We start from the raw sequence: 21,577 nt of genomic DNA, 5'->3' as shown, positions 1-21,577 counted from the left end.
CGACACCTTCGCACCGCTGTTGGACCCCGCGGTGGTCCCGAGGGTGAGCAGCTCGTCGGCCAGCTCGCCCAGCCCGGCGCGCTCGGCCAGCCGCATCACCGGCACCAGCCCCGCATGCGACACCAGATTCGGATCGTCGAACCTCGCCGACACCGCCCCGGCAGTATGCAATGATCGCATCCAGCAGATGCCCTCTCGCTCGGACTGATTTTTCCTTCGCAAGAACAATCATCCCAGCTCAGAGGGCATCTGCGCGTCCAGACACGGCCTACACCACCACAAACACCGGTGGATCCAGGTCAGATTCCCTCAAGGAGCCCCTCACAGACCGCACACCGCGCTGCCGCCCGATCGGCCCGACTGCCCGGCAGTCGGCCCGGCCTTCTCGACCCGGGCGGACGCGCTCCCCACGCACCCGCGGGCCCGCTCTAAGTCCCTGGCCTGGGGCTCGGAGCCCTTCACGGATACCCGTATCGCGGACGCCGCGGCATCCGCAGGAAGCTCTCGTCTGAAAGCCGTCTCTAGAACAAGCCGACCGGCTCGTCCTCCCCGGGCTCGTCCCCGTCCGGCCGCCAGCGGTACTTCCGCAGGTCCACCTTGTCGCCGTCCGCGAGTACGCCCTCGGCGCGCAGTCGCTCCAGTTGTTCGTGCAGCAGATGCGGCGCGGGGGTCCCGTTCGCGCGGAGGATGCGGTGCCAGGGCAGGTCGTGGCCGTCCTCGGCGAGGGCGCGGCCGACCATGCGCGGAGAGGGAGCGCCGGAGAGCGCTGCGACGTCGCCGTACGTCGCGACTGTCCCCGCGGGTACGTCGGCGATGACTGCGCGTATCCGCTCGTGCAGTTCGTCGTTCATGACCCGGGGAATGATAGTCCCGCCGAGGGGTGTGCCGGTGCGCCACCCGGGTGAGCGGGCATGGTTCCATCGCTGATGTGCACGTGCGGAGAGCAGGGACTGGGCAGGCGCGGCTGGTGCGCCCGCCGGTCCCCGCCGCACCCACGTTCACCTGGGACGAGGACGCTCGACGGCTGCTGTCGGCGCCCGCGGGATTCCGCCGCGTGCTCGGCGGGCCGGGCACCGGGAAGACGGCGCTGCTCGCCACCGCGGCCGCGCGCCGGATCGCTGAGGGGGCGGATCCGGAGAGCGTGCTGCTGCTCACGACGTCCCGGCGGGCCGCCGACGCGCTGCGCGCCGACCTCACGCGGCGGCTCACGTCGGATCCGGATCAGGAGTCTCCGCTGCCGCGCACGGTGAGTGAACCGCTTGTGCGCACAGTGCATTCGTACGCGTTTTCCTTGCTGCGCTTGGAAGCTCGCGCCGAGGAACTGCCGCCGCCGCGGTTGCTGGCCGGGGCGGAGCAGGACGTCGTCGTGCGCGAACTGCTGGAGGGCGACCTGGAGGAGGGCGCGACCGGCTGGCCGGAGCAGCTGCGTCCGGCGCTGACCGTGCCCGGGTTCGCCGAGGAACTGCGCGACCTGCTGATGCGGGCGGCCGAACGCGGGCTCGGGCCGGAGGATCTGACTGAACTCGGGCATCGCCAGGACCGCGAGGAGTGGGTCGCGGCGGGGCAGTTCTGGGCGCAATACGAGGAGGTCACCCAGCTGCAGGGGGCGGGCGGCAACGCGCTCGGCCTGCCTGCCGCGCCCGCGCTGGACGCCGCGGAGCTGGTGACGTCGGCGTTGCTCGCGCTGGAGGACGACGAGGAATTGCGCGAGCGCGAACGCGGCCGCGTCCGGCATTTGTTCGTGGACGACGCGCATCACCTGGATCCGTTGCAGGTCCAGCTGATCCGCACGATCGGGCACACCGCGGAGGAGTTCGTGGTGGCTGGCGATCCGGATCAGTCGGTGTTTTCCTTCCGCGGCGCGGACCCGAAACTGTTCGCCGATTCCGACAACGACGGCGACCGGACGGTCATGCTGACCACCTCGCACCGGCTCGCTCCGACGGTCCGGGCGGCGGTCGCGAAGCTCGGTGCGACGTTGCCGGGTGCCTCCCCGCATCGGAAGTTGGTTACCCCGCAAGGGAAACGCGGCGGCAAGGTGCGGGTGCGGCTGATGCCTACTCCGGCGGCGGAGGCCAGCTGGATCGCCGACCAGCTCCGGCGAGCACATCTCGTTGACGGAGTCCCGTGGTCGGAGATGGCAGTGCTGGTCCGGTCTCCGGCGCGAACTTTCCTTGTGCTGCAACGTGCCTTGCGCGCTGCTGGGGTGCCGATCGGTTCGGCCACTGAGGAATTGCCGTTGGCGAAGCACTCCGCGGTACGGCCGTTGCTGGCGGTGTTGCGGATCGCGGCGGAACCGGAATTGCTGGACGTCGACATCGCGGAAATGTTGCTGTCCTCGTCGCTCGGCGGGGCGGATCCGTTGGCGTTGCGACGGTTGCGGCGCGGTCTTCGTCGGCTGGAGTTGGCTGGCGGCGGGCAGCGGTCCAGTGATGAATTGCTGGTGGAAGCGTTGCGAGGCGGGGACATTCTCGTCGGTCTCGCCGACAACGAGGCGTTGCCGGTTCGCCGGGTCGGCAAGCTGCTGAGCGTCACGCACCAGGCGGTGAGCCGCGGCGAAAGCGTCGAGCAGGTGCTGTGGGAGCTGTGGCAGGCGAGCGGGCTGCAGGAACGGTTGCTGCGTCTGGTGGATCGCGGCGGCTCGCTCGGTGCGCAGGCTGATCGCGACCTCGACGCCGTGGTGGCGTTGTTCGACGCGGCAGGCCGGTATGCCGATCGGTTGCCCAAGGCGAGCGTCGCGGCGTTCGCGGATTACCTGTCGTCGCAGAACATCGCGGGGGACACGCTCGCACCGGCGGCGATTCCAGGCGAAGGGGTTTCCCTGCTGACGGCGCACGCTTCGGCGGGTCGCGAGTGGACAGTGGTCGCGGTCGCCGGGGTGCAGGAGGGCGCGTGGCCGGATATGCGGCTGCGTGGCTCGTTGCTGGGTGTCGAGCGGCTGGTCGACCTGCTGTCCGGAGTGGACGAACACGACAAGGTGTCCGCTATCGCGCCGATCCTTGCCGAGGAGCGGCGGCTGTTCTACCTCGCGGCGAGCCGCGCGCGCCGGACTCTGCTGGTGACCGCGGTGGCCGGGGAAGACGAGCAGCCGTCCCGGTTCCTCGACGACCTTGAGGAGAACGGTGCCGACGACGGCATGCTCGACTCCCGGATGAAGCCGCCGGGCCGGTCGCTCGTGCTGGCCGAATTGGTGGGCGAGCTGCGCGAGGTCGTGTGCGACGACAAGACGGATCCGGAACGCCGGAAGCAGGCGGCGAAACAGCTTGCCCGGCTGGCCGCGGCTGGGGTTCCGGGGGCGCATCCGGACACTTGGTACGGATTGATGGAAGCGTCCACTGAGGACCCGGTACACGCGCCCGGCGACCTCATGCGGATCTCGCCGTCCACTGTGGAGATCCTGGTGAAGTGTCCGCTTCGCTGGCTGATCGAGCGGCACGGCGGCAGCGATCCGGCGCAGCTGGCGGCGGTGACCGGAACTCTGGTGCACGGTTTGGCGCAGGCGATCGCGGGCGGCAGCACGGAGGAGCAGATCCAGGCCGCGCTGGACGAAGCGTGGGTGCGCGTCGACGCCGGCGCGCCGTGGTTCTCCCGGCGCGAACGGTCCCGGGTGGAGCAAATGCTGCGCAACTTCGTGTCGTGGCTGGAAAAGTCGCGGCAGGAGCTGATCGAGGCCGGGGTCGAGCAGGACATCGAAGTCGAGTTGCCGATGGGCGACGAAGAAGTGCGCGTGCTGCTGCGCGGGCGCGTCGACCGGGTCGAGATGGACAAGGACGGTCGTCCGGTGATCGTGGACATCAAGACCGGCAAGGTCCCAGTGTCCGGCGCGGACGCGGAGAAGCACCCGCAGCTCGCGGCGTACCAGCTGGCGGTGCTGCTGGGCGCGGTCGAGGGCAAGACGACGCCCGGCGGCGCGAAACTCGTGTATGTCGCGAAGGGAAACAACAAAACCGGGGCCACCCAACGGGATCAGCCGCCGATGGACGAGGACAACGGGCGCGAGTGGCTGGAACTGGTGCGCTCGGCCGCGGCCGCCGCGGTCGGTCCGGACTACCAGGCGCACGAGAACGCCGACTGCGACCGGTGCCCGGCGCGCGGTTGCTGCCCGTTGCGTCCGGAAGGCCGTCAGGTGACCGGACCGTGAGCCCGGTGGTGATCGCCAATCCCGTCGGGCCCGCGGAAATCGCCGACGCACTGGGGTTGCACCGGCCGACGCCCGAGCAGGCGACCGTGATCGCGTCGCCGGTCGAGCCGTCGCTGGTCGTCGCGGGCGCGGGCGCGGGAAAGACCGAAACCATGGCCGCGCGCGTGGTGTGGTTGGTGGCTAACGGAATCGTGAGCCCGGAACGGGTGCTCGGGCTGACCTTCACCCGGAAAGCCGCGCGTCAGCTCGGGGAGCGAGTGCGGGCGCGGTTGCGGCGGCTCGCTGGTTCGGGGCTGCTGGAGCGGATCGATCCGTCGGGCGCGTTGCGGGCCACTGTGGTCGCCGGTGAGCCGACGGTGCTGACCTATCACGCGTACGCCGGGCGTTTGCTCTCGGAGCACGGATTGCGGCTTCCGGTGCAGCCTGGTGTCCGATTGCTGTCGGAGACTTCGTCGTGGCAGCTGGCGCATCGAGTGGTGTCCACTTGGGACAATGACCTGGACACCGACCGCGTGCCGCCGACGGTCACCGCACAGCTGCTCGCTTTGGCCGGGGAACTTGGCGAGCATCTGATCTCGACGGAGAAGCTCGGGCAGTACACCGAGTGGCTGTGCGAGGTCATCGAGAATGCGCCACGCGCCAAAGGACAGCGCGCGTCGCTGCCGGTGAAGCTGCAGGAAGTGCTGGCAGCGCAACGGTTCCGGCTGGCGCTGCTGCCGTTGGTCGAGGATTATCATCGCCGCAAACGGGCGGAAGGCGCGCTCGACTTCGCGGATCAGATGTCTCTCGCGGCGCAGCTCGCCGACGGGTATCCGGCGGTGGTGGCGGGGGAGCGCGAGCGGTACGGTGCGGTGCTGCTGGACGAATACCAGGACACCGGGCACGCGCAACGAGTGTTGCTGCGGTCATTGTTCGGCGGCGTTGAGCATTCGCCGATGCCGGTGACCGCGGTCGGCGACCCGGCGCAGGCGATTTACGGCTGGCGCGGCGCGAGCGCGGCGAACCTGCCCCGGTTCACCACGGACTTCCCGCGCCGTGGCGAGGAACGGCTCGAAACCGCGCACGAATTCGGTCTGCTCACCAGTTTCCGCAATCCGCCGGAAATCCTGGAACTGGCCAACGCGATCTCGGAACCGTTGCGGCAGCGCGGACTTGGCGTGGAACGGCTGCGCGCGCGGGACGGCGCCGGTCCGGCGGACATCGCGGTCGCGCTGTTGCCGGATGTGCGCGCGGAACGCGAGTGGGTCGCTGACGCGATGGCCCAGCGTTGGCATGCGGAGAAAGAAGAATCCGGCAAGCCGCCGACCGCCGCGGTGCTGGTGCGCCGCCGCGCGGACATGGCGCCGATCGCGGCGGAAATGCGGATGCGCGGGCTGCCGGTGGAGGTCGTTGGCCTCGGCGGGTTGCTGGACGAACCTGAGGTCGCCGACCTCGTGTCCACCCTGCGGGTGCTCGCCGATCCGCTGGCCGGCAGCGCGGCCGCTCGGTTGCTGACCGGTGCGCGCTGGCGGATCGCGGCGGCGGACGTCGCGGCGTTGTGGCGGCGGGCCAACGAACTCACTTCGCCCGAGCCGCGGGCGAAGGAGGGCGAAGAACCGGAACTGGTCGCCGAACGCGCGGAACAGGCTGGGCTGATCGACGCCGTCGACGAACCCGGTGCGCCTGAACGGTATTCCGCGGAGGGCTACCGGCGAATTCGCCGTCTGGGCGCGGAATTGACGGCCTTGCGCCGTCGGTTGGATCAGTCGCTGCCGGAATTGGTGGCGGACGTCGAACGCACGATGCTGCTCGACGTTGAATCGCTCGCCCGACCCGGATCAGCGGGCCGCGCGCATCTGGATGCTTTTGCCGAAGTCGTTACTGACTACGCGGAGACAGCGCCGACAGCGACTCTCTTGTCCTTTGTGGACTACCTGAACACCGCGGCGCACGCGGAAGACGGGCTAACACCTGGTGAGGTGCAGGTGGTTCCGGATCGCGTACAGGTGCTCACCGTGCACTCCGCCAAGGGGCTGGAGTGGGAAGTGGTGGCGGTCCCGCATCTGGTCGCTGAGGTGTTCCCGGGCAAGCGTCGTTCGTCGTCGTGGTTGCGTACTTCTACCGCTCTGCCCGCGCATTTGCGCGGTGACGCGGCGGATCTGCCGAAGCTGCAGATCGCGGAAGGCTATGACCGCAAAGAAGTGCAGGAAGCGCTGGAACTGCACGAGGAAGGATTCGTCGCCCGCGAGGCCGACGAGGAACGACGGTTGTGCTACGTCGCACTGACCCGTTCCGAGCGGGCTCTGCTCGTTTCCGGGCATTGGTGGAACGAAAGCAGTACGCGAGCCAAAGGGCCGTCGATCTTCCTCTCCGAAATCGCCGAGGTGATGAACGAGGCCGATCCGCCGCTGGGCATGGTGGACGTCTGGGCCGAGGAACCGGAGGAGGGCGAGGAGAACCCGCTGGTCGCGGACTCTCGGACGGCGCAGTGGCCGGTGGACCCGCTGGGCGAACGGCGGTCCGGAGTCGCCACCGGGGTGGATCTGCTGCTGGCGGAAATGGCGGCCCTGGAAGAGGAACCGGAGCCCGAACCGGAAGCCGAGCCGCTTCCGGCCGCTGACGACGACGAAATCCCGTTGCCGCCGGAACCCGAGGACGAAGAAGAATTCCTGCCGGACGACGAGTACTTCGAAGACGACGAGGACGTCATCGATCCGGAAGACCCGGACGGCTGGGCTGCCGACACCGACGTCCTCCTCGCCGAACGCGCCCGCTCGCAGTCGACAGTGGATCGCGTTGCGCTGCCCGCGCAGCTGAGCGTGAGCCAGTTGGTGGACCTGGCGTCCGATGCGGACGCTCTGGCGCAACGCCTGCGCCGTCCGCTTCCGTTGCCGCCCAATACTTTCGCTCGTCGCGGCACCGCGTTCCACAGCTGGCTGGAGCAACGGTTCTCCGGCGACCGGCTGCTGGAGATCGACGACCTCCCGGGCGCGGCCGACGTCGGCGAAGCACCGGATACCGATTTCGAAGCCCTGCAAGAAGCTTTCGAGAACAGCGAATGGGCCGACCGGGTCCCGGTCGCCGTGGAAGTCCCGTTCTCCGCGGACGTCGAAGGCATTACCTTGCGCGGCCGGATGGACGCGGTGTACGCGGATCCCGATGGCGGCTGGACGGTCGTGGACTGGAAAACCGGCTCCGTCCCGTCCGAAGAACGGCTGCCGGCCTTGGCTATTCAGCTCGGTGCGTACCGATTGGCGTGGGCCGCGCTGAAGAAAGTGCCGGTGGAACGGGTGCGTGCGGCCTTCCACTATGTCCGGCATGGACACACGCTGCGTCCCGCCGACCTGCTGGACGCGGAAGGCCTGCGCGCCTTGCTGCGCAACGTTCCGCAGGAATAGAAGCTAGGCCCGATCCCGGACGGTCAACGCCCAGCTCACCAGCGGCCATTGCAGCGGCAGCCGAAGCCACGCCACCGCGCGGTCCCGGGCCGGACGACCGCGCCGCTGATAATCCAACGCCATTTTCACATTCCCCGGGAACACCCCGACGAACAGCAGCGCCGCCGCCAATCCGCCGAGCCGGCGCGTGCGCGGCATCGCGATCCCGGCGGCGACGGTCAGCTCGGCGACGCCCGACGCATACGTCCAGGTGCGCCGGTCACCGGGCAATTCCTTCGGGACCAGCGCGTCGAACTGCTTCGGCCGGGCGAAGTGCAGAACGCCCGCCCCGGCGAGGACGGCGGCGAGAAGAAGCGCTGGACGTTGCGACGCGCGAGGCTCGGACATGCGGCAAGCCTGCCACAGCATGATCGCCGCGACGGGTGTGCGGGTGCTCCGATTGGGTTATCCTCCCGGCTGTGAGTGACGCCGAACGCGCGCGGGGAGCCGGTGCATGAAGGCCTTGAAACGGCTGCCCCTCAACGTCCGGTTGAACGACCGGCCCGACCACGAGCTCGTCGGCGTGATCCGGATGCCGGAGCTGACCGTCAGCCCGATGCGGGCGATCGTCAAGCGGATCATCGGGGCGCTGCTGGCGCTGCTGGCGACGGTGCTGATCGTCTACCTCGACCGGGACGGCTACCGCGACGCGAACGGCGACGGCCTTTCCCTTCTCGACTCGCTTTATTACGCGACAGTTTCCCTCTCGACCACCGGCTACGGCGACATCGCTCCGGCCACCGCGTCCGCGCGGCTGGTGAACGTCATCGTGATCACGCCGCTGCGGGTGCTCTTCCTCATCGTCCTCGTCGGGACCACCCTGGAAGTGCTCACCGAGCGCTCCCGGCAGGCGTTCAAAATCCAGAAGTGGAGGACGAAGGTGCGTGACCACACCGTCGTCGTCGGTTTCGGCACGAAGGGCCGCTCGGCGGTCAACGCGCTGCTCGGCGACGAGGAGGTGCAGGCCAACCGCGTCGTGGTCGTCGACACCGACCAGCAGGCGCTGGACGCGGCGAGCGCGCTCGGCCTCGTCACCGTGCACGGCTCGGCGACCAGGGCGGACGTCCTGCGCGTCGCGGGCGTGCAGCACGCACGCGCTGTAGTGGTCGCGCCGAACCGCGACGACACCGCTGTGCTGGTCACCCTCACCGCGCGCGAGCTGGCCCCGAAGGCGCACATCGTGGCGTCGGTGCGCGAGGCGGAGAACGTGCACCTGCTGAAGCAGTCCGGGGCGAACCAGGTCGTGGTGTCGAGCGAGACCGCCGGGCGGCTGCTCGGGATGGCGACATCCACTCCGCTTGTAGTGGACATGGTCGAGGACCTGCTGACCCCGGAATCCGGACTGGCGATCGCCGAGCGCGGCATCGAACCGAGCGAGGAAGGCGGCTCGCCCCGGCACCTGGCGGACACGGTGCTCGGCGTGGTGCGCGACGGGGTGCTCTACCGGGTGGACGCTCCGCAGGCGGACGCACTGGAGCCGGGGGACCGGCTGCTGTACGTCAAGAAGGTCACGCAGGTGGATCAGATCGAGCGGTGAGGTGCGGCGGGCTCGCTGGGGTCCGGTTGTGTTCGGGGCGGGGGCCGCATTGGGTGCGTGGGACGCAACCAATGCCGCTTTGGGTGCTTCGTCCATGCCCCGCCGCCGCAACGGAATGCGCTGTGTGAGGTGCACCCAACGCGGCACGGGGCGCTCGCCCGGGGCGAGCCGGGGCGGAGACGAGGCTCACCGCCCCGCGCCAGGGCAGAGGCGAGGGCCGACCGGCGCCAGGTAGCGGCGGGAGGGCCGAGCGGGGCTGGGTGTCGGCGAGGTCTGGCCGGAGCCGGGTAGTGGCAAGGGCCGCCCGAGCCAGGTAGCGGCGAGCATCCACCGGGAGTGACGGGCGCGACCTCGCCCGGGGTCCCCCGTGCGCGGGCACCTCACTGGGTTTTGCCCCCGGCATCTGGAAGCATGGCGTCGTGCAGGTTTCCGACCCCCCGCATAAGAGCGCGGTCAAGCGGTGGCTTCAGGTGGGCATCCCGGTCGCGGTCGGGGTGCTCGTCGTGGTCCTGGTGTGGCTCGCCGGTCCGGGGATGCTCGGCATCCGCGCGAAGTCTCCCGGTGCGCCGGTGGACGCCCAGGTCACCAAGGCCGTCGACTGTTCCGTTCCTGGGGCGGCCGAATCGGTCTCGTTCCAGCTCGGCGGCAAACCGCGGCAGGGCACCCTCGACAGTTGCGGGCACGGGAAGGACGAGCATCTCCAGGTGCTGGTCCCGGACGACGCCCCGGCGGACGGGATCGTCTCCGTCACCATGCCGGACACCTCGGCGGGTGCGCAGGACCTCCGCGCGCCGATCGCGCTGGCGCTGCTGGTGTTCGCCTGCTTCTGCGGCGGGATGTACGCGTACCTGGTGATCCGCGGTCCGGGCAAGCTCGCGCTGCTCAGCTGACGCGGCCCGGAGTGCGGGAAACCACTACGCCCGTAGCGCTCAGCCGTGAACCACTACGGGTGCAGTGGTTGCCAGGTCAGCTGACGTCCGACGAGGAAGCGGCGAAGGTGTTGCAGTCCGCGATCCGGTTGTCCTTCGCCCCGGCGCGCCACCACTGCGCGTAGTGCGCGTTGGTGCCGTGGTCGTGGCTGCGGGAAGTGTTGTCCCCGCGGGTTTCCTGGTCGTTCCAAGCCTTGTTGTACATGTCGCGGGTGATCGTGCCGCCGCGATCGACGTGCGCGCCCAGGAACATTCCCGAGAAGCACTGCGCTTGGAGTTCTTTGCGGCGCGACATCTCGAGGCCTTCGGGGCTGTTCTGCCCGGCGGCGTAGATCTTCTGCCACGCGGCGTCCATGATGCCCGCGACTTCCTGTACGTGGTGGCCGTACTCGTGCGCGAACAGCGCCAGGTAGACGCCGGGATTGTTGCCGTACTGGTCGGTCTGCAGGCCCTTGAACGGAACGTACAGATTGTTCTCGCAGTAGTACGCCGCGGTGGCGATGCCGACCTGGATGGTGCCGCATTCGGTGTCGAAGCTCGGGCCGGTCGGGAAGTGCAGCGCGGGCGGTGTGAACGGCAGGTTGTAGGACTCGAGGAACGGGCCCCACGCCGCGTCGAGGCATTTGCTCGCGGCGGTGAAGAAGGCTTCGGCGCCGTCCTGCGTGCTCGTCCACGGCGGGAGGTTGCAGACGCGGTTCTGCAGGCCGGCGTTGGGATCCTGCAGGATCGGGTGGTCGGCCAGCTTGAGGATCTTGTGCGGGCCGGCGCTGGTCGAGGTGCTCGGGCTTTCCGACGGACTGGTCGGCGTGCTCGAAGGGGCGGACGAGCCGCTGGTCGGCGGCAGTTCGTAGGCGGACGACGGCGATGGCGGCGCGGCCTGGTAGCCGGCGTTGCTCGGTCCCGACCCGCGGTTCAGCGAAACGATCGCCACGACGCCCAGCGCCAGCACCGCGACCGCGCCGAGGCACAGCCCGACGATCAGCCCGGTCGGCTTGCGCGGCGGCACCGGATACGACGGCGGCGGCTGCTGCCACGGCGGCCCCTGCGGCGGCGGGCCCTGAAACGGCGGTTGCTGCCCCTGGTACGGACCCTGTCCAGGCTGGGCCTGGTAGCCGCCTTGCGCCTGGCCCGGGTACTGGCCCGGCGGCACCGGTCCTTGACCCGGCACCGGCGGGGGTTGAACGGTCCCGCGTGGCGGCACCTGGCCGTAGGGCGGTTGCGTCATCAGGGCAGTCCCGGTGGGTCTCGGCGCGGGCCGGGCGTCCCCCGGCTTGCCGTTCAGCATATCGGGGGACGCCCGGCCCGCCGCAGCACTTCGCCGGACTGGCTTCCCGTCCGGACGTCCCCCCAGGTCTGGCCGGGTGCGGACGGCTCTGGAAGAGTGACGGCAGCAACCGCAAGGGCCGTGCAGACGAGGGGCTCCGATGACAAATTCACCCGGTGCGCCCGGGCCGGGGGACGACACGCCTACGCCGAGCCGGGGCTTCGCCGCTCCCGATCCGGACGCGTCCGCCGCCACCCCGCCGGAGACCGGCGAAACGGACACCTCGTCCGCGCCGTCCGGCACGAGCGCCGGAATTTCGTCGTCCGCCAGCGAAAACGCCGCTTCGACCGGGACGAATCCGGCTGCCGGGACGAACCAGACCGGCGCGGATCCTTCGGCTGGCAGCGAAAATCCCGCTGGTGCGACGCCACCGTCGAGCGGCTCGAGCGGCGGGGCTTCGCCTTCGGCCGGTGAGAATCCGGTGCCGTCGCAGCCGGGCTGGGTGAGCCCAGGTGGTGCGACGCCGCAGGCGAGCGGTGGAAGCTCTGCTGGCGCGACATCTCAGCCGAGTGGCGAAAGCTCCGGCGCGACCCCGCAGCCGGGCAGCGAGACCTCGGCCGGAGCGGCTTCGTCCCCCGGCGCGACCCCGTCGCAGCCCGGCGCGTTCCCACCGCCCGGCGGGACTCCGCCTCCGGCAGGCGGCGCACAGTGGCAATCCCCGGGCCAGCAACCGCTTCCGCAGTACCCGGGCGGCGGCTACGGCCGTCCCGGCGCGGGCTGGGGCCCGAACGGGATGGGCAAACCGGGCGTGATCGCGTTGCGTCCGTTGAACGTCGGCGACATCCTCGACGGCGCGATCACCGCGATCCGCCGGTATCCGCTGCTGATCCTCGGGGTGTCCGCGGTCGTCGCGGTGATCTCGGCGGGGCTGAACCTCGTCGCGTCGCTGTGGCTGGTTCCCGATTTCAACCGGGTCGCCCAGCTCGGCCCCGCCGCGACTCAGCAACAGCAGCTCGACGCGGCCTACAGCCTGCTCGGCTCGGCGCTCACCTCGCTGCTGCCGGTGCTGGTGATCTCCATGCTGACGCAGACTTTCCTCACCGGCTTCCTCACCGTGGTGATGGGCAAGGCGGTGCTCGGCCGTCCGGTCGACTTCGGGTCGGCGATGCGCGAAGCCGCGCCACGTCTGCTGCCGCTGCTGGCGGTCACCGTCCTGTACACGTTGGCCACGATGGTCGCGGCGGTGTTCTGCCTGATCCCGGCCGTGCTGCCGTATGTGTTCTGGTCGCTCACCGGTCCCGCGCTGGTGCTGGAACGCGGAACGATCGGGCAGGCGTTCACGCGGTCGCGCCAGCTCGTGTCGGGCATGTTCTGGCGGGTGTTCGGGATTCTGCTGCTGGCGGGCGTGGTCAGTTGGCTGATCTCGCTGATCATCGGCTTTCTGTTCAGCCTCGGCTCGGGGACGTTCAGCGGCCTCTTCGATCCGCAGGCGACCCTGCCGACGGTGACGACCGGCGGCCTGGTGCTGCAGTCGGTGGGCAAGGTGATCGCGGAGACGATCGTCATGCCGTTCACCGCGCTGGTCACCGTGGTGCTCTACATCGACCAGCGGATGCGCCGCGAGGGCATGGACATCGAACTGGCCAGGGCGGCGGGCATCCAGCCGCCGCAACCGCCGCGGCAGGCGTGGTGATCGGCTTCCTCGCCGACGTCCCGGTCGACATCGACCGGGACCCCGCCCGGCTGCGGGCGATCCAGGAACTCACCGATCCCGGTTACGCGGCCGCGCGGCCGGGGGTGCTCGAACGGTTCTGGCAATGGCTCGGGCAGCGGATTTCCGAGCTGTTCGACGCGTTGTCCGGAGTGCCGGGCGGCCCGCTCGGCCTGCTGCTGGTGGTGGCGCTGCTGATCGTGCTGATCGTGGTCGTGCGGCTGCGGGTCGGCAAGGTCGGCCGGGCGGCGAAAACCTCCGGCGAGGTGTTCAGCGGGCGGCGGCGAACGGCGGACGAGTACCGGAAAGCCGCCGAGGAGGCCGCTGCTCGCGGCGATTTCTCCGACGCGGTGCGGGATCGGTTCCGCGCGCTGGTGCGGGGAATGGAAGAACGCGCGCTGCTGGACGTCCGTTCCGGCCGGACCGCCGACGAGGCCGTAGCCGAAGCCGGGAGGTTCCTGCCGGACCTGGCTGTTGATCTCATCGCCGCCGCGCGGCAGTTCGACGACGTGCACTACGGCGGACGTCCGGGCACCGAATCCGGCTACCGCACATTGTCCGAATTGGACGATCGCGTCCGGCGTGCCCGACCGGTTCTGGCGGACGCATGAGCACGGCTGTTTCGCCGGATCTGCGCCGAATCTGGCGCGGTGCCCGGGTTCCGCTCGCGCTGCTCCTGCTGATCGTGATCATCGCGCTGGCCATTGTGCTCAGTCGCGGCAAACAGACCAGCGGCGAGTTCGACCCCGGTTCCTACGAACCGCGCGGAAGTCACGCGCTCGCGCATTTGCTGGAGCAGCAAGGCGTTCAGATCCGCGCCGCGCATTCGCTTGCCGAAGCGCGCGAGGCCGCCGACAGCGGAACCCTGCTGATCACCAACCCGCAGTTGGTGCCCGCGAACGGGTTGGCCGATCTGCGCCGCCGGGTCGCGCACCTCGTGCTCGTCGCGCCCGGCTCGACCGCGCTGGACATGGCCGCGCCGACTGTTTCCTCGGCGGGGGCGGGAGACATCCGTACGCTGCAACCGGATTGCACGGTCGGCGCGGCGGTGAGCGCGGGTTCGGTCACGCTCGGCGGACGCCATTACCGCACGGACGACAAGACGGCGCGTGCCTGCTATCGCGACGGCGGCGAACCGACTTTCGTGCAACTGGCCGACCGGACTGGCACCGTGACCGTGCTCGGCTCGGCGGAAGCGTTCACCAACGACCAGATCGCCAAGGAAGGCAACGCGGCGTTCGGCATGCGGCTGCTGGGCGATCACCGGCAGCTGATCTGGTACGTACCGTCCACAGAGGACCCCGCGCTGGACAGCGAGAAGAAGCCGTTCGTCGACCTGATCCCGCCGGGCTGGCGATACGGCGCGCTGACCGTAGGCATCGCGATCGTCCTGTTCGCACTGTGGCGCGCGCGACGGCTCGGGCCGGTGGTGCGGGAACCGCTGCCGGTGGTCGTGCGGTCGGCGGAAACGGCGGAGGGCCGGGCCCGGCTGTACCGGCGGGGCGGCGCGACCGGGCACGCGGCGGAAACCTTGCGCGAGGCGGCCCGGACGCGGCTGCGAAAGAGACTGGGATTGCCGCGCGACGCCGGTCCGCCCGCGGTGGTGGAGACGGTGAGCGCGCGGACCGGCCGGGCACCGAACGAGGTCGGGGCGGTGCTGTACGGCCCGTCGCCGTCCGACGAGGCGGCGCTGGTGCGGCTGGCGGACGAATTGGACGCGGTGGAACGAGAGGTGGAGCGTTCTTGAGTACCGAACAGATGCAGGACGCGCGGGCGGCCCTGATCGCGTTGCGCACCGAGGTCGGGAAGGCCGTGGTCGGCAACGACGCGGCCGTCACCGGGCTCATCCTCGCGTTGCTCTGCCGGGGGCATGTGCTGCTGGAAGGCGTTCCCGGCGTCGCGAAAACGTTGCTGGTGCGGGCGTTGGCGGCGTCGCTGGACCTGAAGACGACACGCGTGCAGTTCACGCCGGACCTGATGCCGGGCGACGTCACCGGGTCCATTGTGTACGACGCGCACGGCGGCGAGTTCTCCTTCCGCGAGGGCCCGGTCTTCACGAATCTGCTGCTGGCCGACGAAATCAACCGGACGCCGCCGAAGACGCAGTCGTCGCTGCTGGAGGCGATGGAGGAGCGGCAGGTGTCGATCGACGGCACCTCGCGTCCGCTGCCGGATCCGTTCGTCGTCGTCGCGACGCAGAACCCGGTGGAGTACGAGGGCACCTACCCGTTGCCCGAGGCGCAGCTGGACCGGTTCCTGCTGAAGCTGACCATGCCGGCTCCGTCGCGCGAGGACGAAATCGGCATTCTTTGGCGGCACGCACAGGGTTTCGACCCGCGTGACCTCGCCGCCGCGGGCATCCGTCCGGTCGCTGGCGCGGCGGATCTCGCTGCCGCTCGGGAAGCGGTCGCGAAGGTGACCGTCGGCCCGGAAGTGATCGGCTACGTCGTCGACCTCTGCCGCGCGACGCGGGAACTTCCGGCCGTACGCCTCGGCGTTTCTCCGCGTGGCGCAACGGCTTTGCTCGCCGTGACGCGTGCGTGGGCGTGGCTGTCCGGCCGGGATTACGCGACGCCGGACGACGTCAAGGCGCTCGCCCGTCCCGCGCTCCGGCACCGGCTCGACGTGCGGCCCGAAGCCGAACTCGAAGGCGTGACCGCGGACGGCGTTCTCGACCGGGTGCTGGCCTCCGTGCCGGTGCCGCGCTGAATGGCCGTCACCGGGCGGCTCGGGCTGCTGGCGCTCCTGGGAGCGCTGGTGGTCGGGCTGCTGTTCCCGTCCGGCACCGGCGTCGCGGTCGTGGTCGCGGTGCTGCTGGTGCTGGTCGTCGTGGACCTCGTCCTGGCCGGGAGTGTGCGAGCGCTGCGGTTTTCGCGCAGCGGCACCACTTCCGTCCGGCTGGGGGAGCCCGCCGAGGTCACGCTGACCGTCACGAATCCCGGCGGACGCACCGTTCGTGGTTCGCTGCGGGATGCCTGGCCGCCGAGCGCCGGTGCCGACGACCGGCACCCGCTCGCGGTTCCTTCCGGCGAACGGCGTGCTCTCGTCACCCCGCTGCTGCCGACCCGCCGCGGCGACCGTATTGCGGCCCGGGTGACCGTACGTGCGGTGGGCCCGCTGGGGTTGGCCGCGCGGCAGGGTTCGCACGAGGTGCCGTGGACGGTTCGCGTTCTGCCGCCGTTCCACAGCCGTAAGCATCTGCCTTCGCGGCTGGCTCGGCTGCAGCAGCTGGACGGGCGCAACGCGGTGCTGATTCGGGGCCAGGGAACGGAATTCGACTCCCTGCGCGAATACGTCATCGGCGACGACGTCCGATCGATCGACTGGCGCGCGACGGCTCGCGCGTCGGACGTGATGGTGCGGACGTGGCGTCCGGAACGCGACCGGCAGGTCGTTCTGGTGCTGGACACCGGCCGCGTTTCGGCGGGCCGAGTCGGCGACGCGCCCCGCTTGGACGCGGCGATGGACGCGGCACTTTTGCTGGCCGCGCTGGCTTCCCGCGCGGGGGACCGGGTCGATCTGGTGGCTTACGACCGGCGGGTGCAGGCTTCGGTGCCGAACGCGTCGACGCCGTCTTTGGTGAACGCGTTGGCGACGATCGAACCGTCACTGGTCGAGACGGACGCGCGGGGCATGGTGGCGGAAGTGCTGCGCCGGACCCGTCGGCGGGCTTTGGTAGTGCTGCTGACCGGGTTGGAACCGGCACCGTTGCAGGAGGGGCTGTTCCCGGTGCTGGGGTCGTTGACCGCACGGCACGAGGTGCTGGTGGCTTCGGTGGCGGACCCGCGGGTCGCGGAAATGGCGGCTTCGCGGGGTTCCGCGGAGGCGGTTTACGACGCGGCCGCGGCCGAACGGGCGTTGGCGGACCGGGAGTCCTCGGTGGCGTGGCTGACCCGGCACGGGGTCGGGGTGGTGGACGCGGTGCCGGAGGAACTTCCGCCTGCGCTCGCCGACCGCTACCTGGCCCTGAAAGCCGCAGGCCGGTTGTAGGTCCGTGAAGGGCTCCTTGAGGGAATCTAGGTCCCTCAAGGAGCCCTTCACGGACTTCTACCCAGCCTCGGGAAGCGCGTCTCCGGCAGCCCGCCGGTCCACATCCCCGGTTTCGCCGCCCAGCGCGGCTCGGCGTCCCAGCGTGAACACGTACGTCAGGAACAGCAGCTCCACCACCGCCCCGATGCCGATGCGCAGCCACGTCGGCCACCCCGACGGCGTCACGAACGCCTCGATCACCCCCGACACCAGCAGCACGCACGCCAGCCCCAGCGCCATCACCACCACCGAACGGCCCTGCTCGGCCAGCGCCGCGCTGCGCGACCGGCGGCCCGGATCCACCACCGTCCAGCCGAGTTTCAGTCCGGTCCCGGCCGCGATGAACACCGCCGTCAGTTCGAGCAGGCCGTGCGGCAGGAGCAGGCCCAGCAGCACGTCGCCGCGGCCCGCTGAGGACATCAGGCCGATCGCGACCCCGGCGTTGAGCGAGTTCATCCACAGCGCGGCGATCACCGGCAGGCCGAGCGCGACGCCCAGGAACAGGCACGTCGCCGCGACCCACGCGTTGTTCGTCCATACTTTCGCCGCGAACGACGCCGCTGGGCCGTTCGAGTAGTACGTCTCGTATTGGCCGCCGGGGGCGGTCATCGCCTTCACCTCGTCCGGCGAGACCAGCGACGCGCGCACCTGCGGGTCGCCCGCGATCCACACGCCCAGCACCGCCATCACCGCGACCGACAGCAGCGCCGCCGGGATCCACCAGCGGCGGCTCAGGTACACCGCGGCCGGGAAGCGGTGGGTGAAGAAGAGCCCGACCTCGCGCCACGCCGGGCTGTGCGAACCGGCGACCGCCGAACGGCCTCGCGCGACCAGTGCCGACAGCCTCGCCAGCAGGGCCGGGTCGGGTGCGGTCGAGCGGATCATCGACAGATGCGTCGCCGCCCGCTGATAGAGCGTGACCAGCTCGTCGGCCTCCTGACCAGTCAGCCTGCGCCGTCCGGCCAGTTCGCCGAGCCTGCTCCACTCCGCGCTGTGCGCCGCGACGAACACGTCGACGTCCACCGGCCACCTCCTCTCCCGCCAGGATAGAGGCAGGCGCTCTACGCTGGCCTCGTGCAGGAAGAGTCCGATCTCGTCACCGGTGAGGCCGTCGTCCTCGACCTGCGGGTGGCGAAGCTCGCCAGCCGCGCGGTCGCGATGCTGCTCGACGTCCTCGTCCAGGCCGCGTTGCTGCTGCTCGTGCTCGTCGCGCTGATGCTGACCGCGGGGTCGTTCGACTCGGCGCTCACCGTGGCGCTGATGCTGACCGTGTTCGTGCTGGTGGTGATCGGCTATCCGGTGCTGTTCGAAACGCTCAGCCGCGGCCGTTCGCTCGGCAAACTCGCGCTCGGCCTGCGCGTGGTGCGCCTCGACGGCGGCCCGATCAGCTTCCGGCACGCGCTGACCCGCGCGCTCGCCGGCTTCTTCGTCGACTTCTGGGCGCTCGGCTTCCTCGGCGCGGTGGCCGTCATCGTGTCGCTGACGTCGTCGAACGGGCGGCGCGTCGGCGACTACCTCGCGGGCACCCTGGTGATCCGCGAACGCGTGCCGCAGTCCGCGCAGGCGATTCTCGCGGTGCCGCCCGGTCTGGAGGCGTGGGCCGCGCACTTCGATCTCAGCGGCCTCACCGACGACCTTGCCATGGCCGCCCGCCAGTACCTCGGCCGCTACCACGAACTGCGCCCGGAAGCGGCCGCGTCGCTCGGTTTCGGCCTGGCGCAGCAGGTTTCCGCGGCGATCGGGGTGCCGATGCCGTACGGGATGCCGCCGTGGGTCTTCCTCACCGCGGTGCTGGCCGAACGCCGCAACCGCGACCACGCCCGGCTCGCGCCGATGCACTACGGCCCGCCCGCCGCCGCTCCGCCGCCCGTCCCGCCTCCGGCGCCGCCGAAGTCCGACAACCCCTTCACCCCGCCGAGCTGAGGACATGCTCGCCGACGACGTCACCGTCACCACCGCGCAGGACGGTCAGCTCACGGTCATCGAGCGCATCGTCACCGACGCCCCAGCCGTCCACCGCATCGCCGAACGCGTACCGGTCACCGACGACGAGGACCGGCTTTACTCGATCACCGACCTGCAGGTCTCCGGTGCTGCTGCCGCCGACGGAACGACGGTCACGGTCACCGGGCCGGCGACCGTGAAGTACACAGTGGACGGTGCGGTCGCGGCTGGGCAGGTCCGGTTTCAGCTCACCGGGGGCTGGGACCGGACGGTCGATCGGGTCACCGCCGCCTTCAGCGGGCCGGAAGTGTCCACTGCGGATTGTTACGCCGGTCAGCCGGGATCGTCTCGGCAATGCACGTTCTCGGAACTCCGAGGTGGGGGAGCGCATGCCGAACAGAACGGTCTGCGCCAAGGGGAACGGATCGATCTGGCGGTCCAAACCGGACCGTTGCCGGACAACGCCCGCTTTGTCCCGACTGGACCGCTCGCTGTTTTAGCGCCTGGATTTCCGACCGTCCTCAGTGGTCTCGCGTTAGTGCTCTACCTGCTCGTCGGTGCCAGTGTGCTGCGTCGCCGCACCAGGCCGCGCGGCGAACTCGACCTCACCGGCACGGTCCTCGACCTCGTCGCTCGCGGGCATCTGCACATCGCCGACGGACAGGTCAGCCATGGCGAAGTCGATCCGCTCACGCCGTTCGAGCAGGCAGTCAAGACCGCCTTCCCGCCGGGGCCGCTCGCTGCCGCGCGGCCGGATCAGGATGAGCTGCGCGCCCTTCTCGACGCCGAAGCGCGTCACCAAGGCTGGTTGTCCGCGAGGCAACCGTTCGTCCGCTGGGCCGGGCTCGTCCTGGCCGCTGCGGGCATCGTGACGACCGTCGTCCTCGCCCTCACTGTCGGCGAGGCGCTGATCGGCGTCGCGCTCCTGATCGCTGGAATCGCCACCTTCGCCGCCGCTCCGCTGGTTCAACCTCGCCGTGGCCGCGCGTTGGGGACTCCGGCGGAGCGGGTCGAATCTCCGTTGGCGGCAGAGATCGGCGCGATCCAAGCCATGGCCGAACGACGCTCGGCGGTGTCCGCGCAATGAAACTCGCCGCGCTGCTGTTGATCCCGTTCCTCTCCGCGACACCCGCTGCGGCGCAAGATCAGCCGTCGCTGCCCGGCTTGCCGCAGAGCGTCGAAGTGGCCCTGAAGGTCCAGCGCGACGGCAGCCTTTCCGTCACCGAGGCAGTGTCGGTGCCGCGCGACACCTCGATGACCCGCACCATCCCGTTGCGCGCCAACGACCGCGTGCTCGGCATCCACGACATCAGCATCGAAGGCGCGGGCAACGCCGAATCCGGCAACGACCAAGTGACCTTCTATCTGCGTGGCGGAACGTCCGTGCTCCGGTACACAGTGGACGGTGCGGTGGGCACGAGCCTCGGCGTCGAGCACGTGACCTGGGACGTCGCGGGCGGCTGGGACACCCGTCTCGAACTGGTCCGCGCGACCTTCGCCGCGCCCGCCATCCCGGACGCGCTCAGCTGCCTCGCCGGTCCGCCCGGTTCGACGACCCGCTGTGGTGCCGCGCAGATCGACCACTCCGGCCTAACCCGCGTCTCGGTGCCGAAACTAGAGCCCGGCTCCCGCGTACAGCTGACCGCCGAACTCCCCGGCGGCACCGTCACCGCAACCGAGAAGCTCATCCCCAGCGGCCCCTTCGCCGCGACCGCGCCAGTGTGGTGGTCGTGGCTGGCCTTCGCCGTCCTGTCGATCGCCGGTGCCGTCGCGGTGTACGTACGTCGCCGACGCGACCAACAGCCCGGCCGCGCCACCCCCGTACAGCTTCTCGACAACGGCCGCTTCTCTTCGCCCGACGGCGTGCTCCCTGGGCACGTAGGACTGCTTCTCACCGGACGCGTCAGCTCCGTCGACCTAGCCGCGACAGTGCTGGACCTATGCGTCCGTAACTACCTATGGGTCAGCGAAGAAGGCCCGCGCAACTGGGTCCTCGTACGCCGCAACCCACCCGACGAACACCTCACCGCCTTCGAGCGCGCGGTGTACACAGCCGCCGTGCCCGGCGAAGCCGCGACGCTCGCCGAAGTCCGCGAAGCGGGCGTACGCGAACTAGCCGCCGACACTGTCCGTCGCGGCTGGCGCTCCCCGAAGCGACTGTCGAAGATCGGCCCGCGGCTATGTGGGTACGGCGTCTTCCTCACCGTCCTGCTGGCCTTCACCGTCGGTTACGCACAACTCGGGTTGGTGCTTCTTGCCACCGGCATCGTGGTGACGGCAGCCGCGCGTCTCCTGCCGGAGCGGACGAAGGCCGGACTGGACCTCCGAGACCGCCTTCTCGGCCTTAACGCACAGCTGCGCACGATGGAAGCGCCGGACGACGAACTGCTCGGCTCCCGCGCGCTCCCGTACGCGTACGCGCTGGGGGAAGCAGACGCTTGGCTAGTTAACGCTTGTTCGCTGTCGGCGTACTGGTACGGCAGCTCCGGCGAGGACGCCGTGCCGTTGGCGCGGACCAGCGGATTCGTGACCGCACTGACCGTCGCGTTCGAGGGCGCGAGGGACCTCCGACCGGACGAGCCGAAGACGCCCGCGCCTGCGTAGGG

Annotated in this window: 16 protein-coding genes and 1 pseudogene; 12 read left to right on the top strand and 5 right to left on the bottom strand. The window is 70.3% G+C overall.

From position 1 onward, the window contains the following. Positions 1-180: pseudogene (locus tag PUT80_RS29095) on the bottom strand (IS1380 family transposase); the annotation flags it as partial. A gap of 341 nt (positions 181-521) precedes the next feature. Continuing rightward, complete coding sequence (locus PUT80_RS29090; RefSeq protein WP_134668913.1) at positions 522-851, bottom strand: MGMT family protein; 330 nt, start codon at positions 849-851, stop codon at positions 522-524. Between the two features lie 116 nt (positions 852-967). On the opposite strand from PUT80_RS29090, the gene PUT80_RS29085 reads away from it, so the two are divergent. Beyond that, positions 968-4,141, top strand: coding sequence for an ATP-dependent DNA helicase (locus tag PUT80_RS29085; RefSeq protein ID WP_275294106.1), 3,174 nt, complete (start codon positions 968-970; stop codon positions 4,139-4,141). Continuing rightward, positions 4,138-7,518 (top strand): ATP-dependent DNA helicase, encoded by a 3,381-nt coding sequence (locus tag PUT80_RS29080; RefSeq protein WP_275294105.1) that lies wholly within the window; start codon positions 4,138-4,140, stop codon positions 7,516-7,518. The genes PUT80_RS29085 and PUT80_RS29080 overlap by 4 nt, the downstream gene beginning before the upstream one ends. A 3-nt stretch (positions 7,519-7,521) precedes the next feature. Here the strand turns inward: PUT80_RS29080 and PUT80_RS29075 are convergent, their stop codons facing one another. After that, the gene (locus PUT80_RS29075; protein ID WP_037815820.1) at positions 7,522-7,905 is read right to left on the bottom strand and encodes a DoxX family protein; all 384 of its coding nucleotides are present in this window, start codon (positions 7,903-7,905) and stop codon (positions 7,522-7,524) included. Between the two features lie 106 nt (positions 7,906-8,011). Between PUT80_RS29075 and PUT80_RS29070 the strand changes: the two genes are divergently transcribed. Together PUT80_RS29070 and PUT80_RS29065 are read left to right on the top strand one after the other, a co-directional pair. After that, positions 8,012-9,094: a potassium channel family protein gene (locus tag PUT80_RS29070; RefSeq protein WP_275294104.1), complete on the top strand. Its 1,083-nt coding sequence runs from the start codon at positions 8,012-8,014 to the stop codon at positions 9,092-9,094. Between the two features lie 419 nt (positions 9,095-9,513). Next, a complete protein-coding gene (locus PUT80_RS29065; protein WP_308196595.1) occupies positions 9,514-9,984 on the top strand; it encodes a hypothetical protein in 471 nt (156 codons plus the stop codon). A gap of 76 nt (positions 9,985-10,060) precedes the next feature. Here PUT80_RS29065 and PUT80_RS29060 read toward each other — a convergent pair whose 3' ends face one another. Further along, complete coding sequence (locus tag PUT80_RS29060; RefSeq protein WP_240690910.1) at positions 10,061-11,248, bottom strand: neutral zinc metallopeptidase; 1,188 nt, start codon at positions 11,246-11,248, stop codon at positions 10,061-10,063. Between the two features lie 199 nt (positions 11,249-11,447). Here PUT80_RS29060 and PUT80_RS29055 point away from each other — a divergent pair, with 199 nt between their 5' ends. Genes PUT80_RS29055 through PUT80_RS29035 form a run of 5 tightly spaced genes read left to right on the top strand, consistent with a single transcriptional unit; the run spans position 11,448 to position 16,988 of the window. Further along, a complete protein-coding gene (locus tag PUT80_RS29055) occupies positions 11,448-12,980 on the top strand; it encodes a hypothetical protein (RefSeq protein ID WP_275294103.1) in 1,533 nt (510 codons plus the stop codon). After that, positions 12,974-13,609: a DUF4129 domain-containing protein gene (locus PUT80_RS29050; protein ID WP_275294102.1), complete on the top strand. Its 636-nt coding sequence runs from the start codon at positions 12,974-12,976 to the stop codon at positions 13,607-13,609. The genes PUT80_RS29055 and PUT80_RS29050 overlap by 7 nt, the downstream gene beginning before the upstream one ends. Continuing rightward, positions 13,606-14,745 carry a DUF4350 domain-containing protein gene (locus tag PUT80_RS29045; protein ID WP_275294101.1) on the top strand — a complete coding sequence of 380 codons (1,140 nt, stop codon included), beginning with the start codon at positions 13,606-13,608 and terminating at the stop codon, positions 14,743-14,745. Before PUT80_RS29050 ends, PUT80_RS29045 begins: the two co-directional genes overlap by 4 nt. An 11-nt stretch (positions 14,746-14,756) precedes the next feature. Beyond that, the gene (locus PUT80_RS29040) at positions 14,757-15,707 is read left to right on the top strand and encodes a MoxR family ATPase (RefSeq protein ID WP_275294109.1); all 951 of its coding nucleotides are present in this window, start codon (positions 14,757-14,759) and stop codon (positions 15,705-15,707) included. Next, the gene (locus PUT80_RS29035; RefSeq protein WP_037815810.1) at positions 15,708-16,988 is read left to right on the top strand and encodes a DUF58 domain-containing protein; all 1,281 of its coding nucleotides are present in this window, start codon (positions 15,708-15,710) and stop codon (positions 16,986-16,988) included. Between the two features lie 57 nt (positions 16,989-17,045). Here PUT80_RS29035 and PUT80_RS29030 read toward each other — a convergent pair whose 3' ends face one another. Then, positions 17,046-18,050 (bottom strand): stage II sporulation protein M, encoded by a 1,005-nt coding sequence (locus PUT80_RS29030; RefSeq protein WP_037815808.1) that lies wholly within the window; start codon positions 18,048-18,050, stop codon positions 17,046-17,048. 51 nt (positions 18,051-18,101) lie between these two features. Between PUT80_RS29030 and PUT80_RS29025 the strand changes: the two genes are divergently transcribed. The 3 genes from PUT80_RS29025 to PUT80_RS29015 are packed head-to-tail and all read left to right on the top strand — an operon-like array spanning position 18,102 to position 21,575. After that, a complete protein-coding gene (locus tag PUT80_RS29025) occupies positions 18,102-18,950 on the top strand; it encodes an RDD family protein (RefSeq protein ID WP_275294100.1) in 849 nt (282 codons plus the stop codon). Positions 18,951-18,954: 4 nt separating this feature from the next. Further along, complete coding sequence (locus PUT80_RS29020; RefSeq protein WP_275294099.1) at positions 18,955-20,058, top strand: hypothetical protein; 1,104 nt, start codon at positions 18,955-18,957, stop codon at positions 20,056-20,058. Beyond that, positions 20,055-21,575 (top strand): DUF2207 domain-containing protein, encoded by a 1,521-nt coding sequence (locus PUT80_RS29015; RefSeq protein ID WP_275294098.1) that lies wholly within the window; start codon positions 20,055-20,057, stop codon positions 21,573-21,575. Before PUT80_RS29020 ends, PUT80_RS29015 begins: the two co-directional genes overlap by 4 nt. Positions 21,576-21,577: the final 2 nt, after the last annotated feature.

The sequence above is a fragment of the Amycolatopsis sp. La24 genome (assembly GCF_029087445.1).
Taxonomy (GTDB): Bacteria; Actinomycetota; Actinomycetes; order Mycobacteriales; family Pseudonocardiaceae; genus Amycolatopsis; species Amycolatopsis nivea.
Note: the sequence above shows the minus strand (reverse complement) of the source record. Positions and strands in the feature narration are given on the sequence as shown.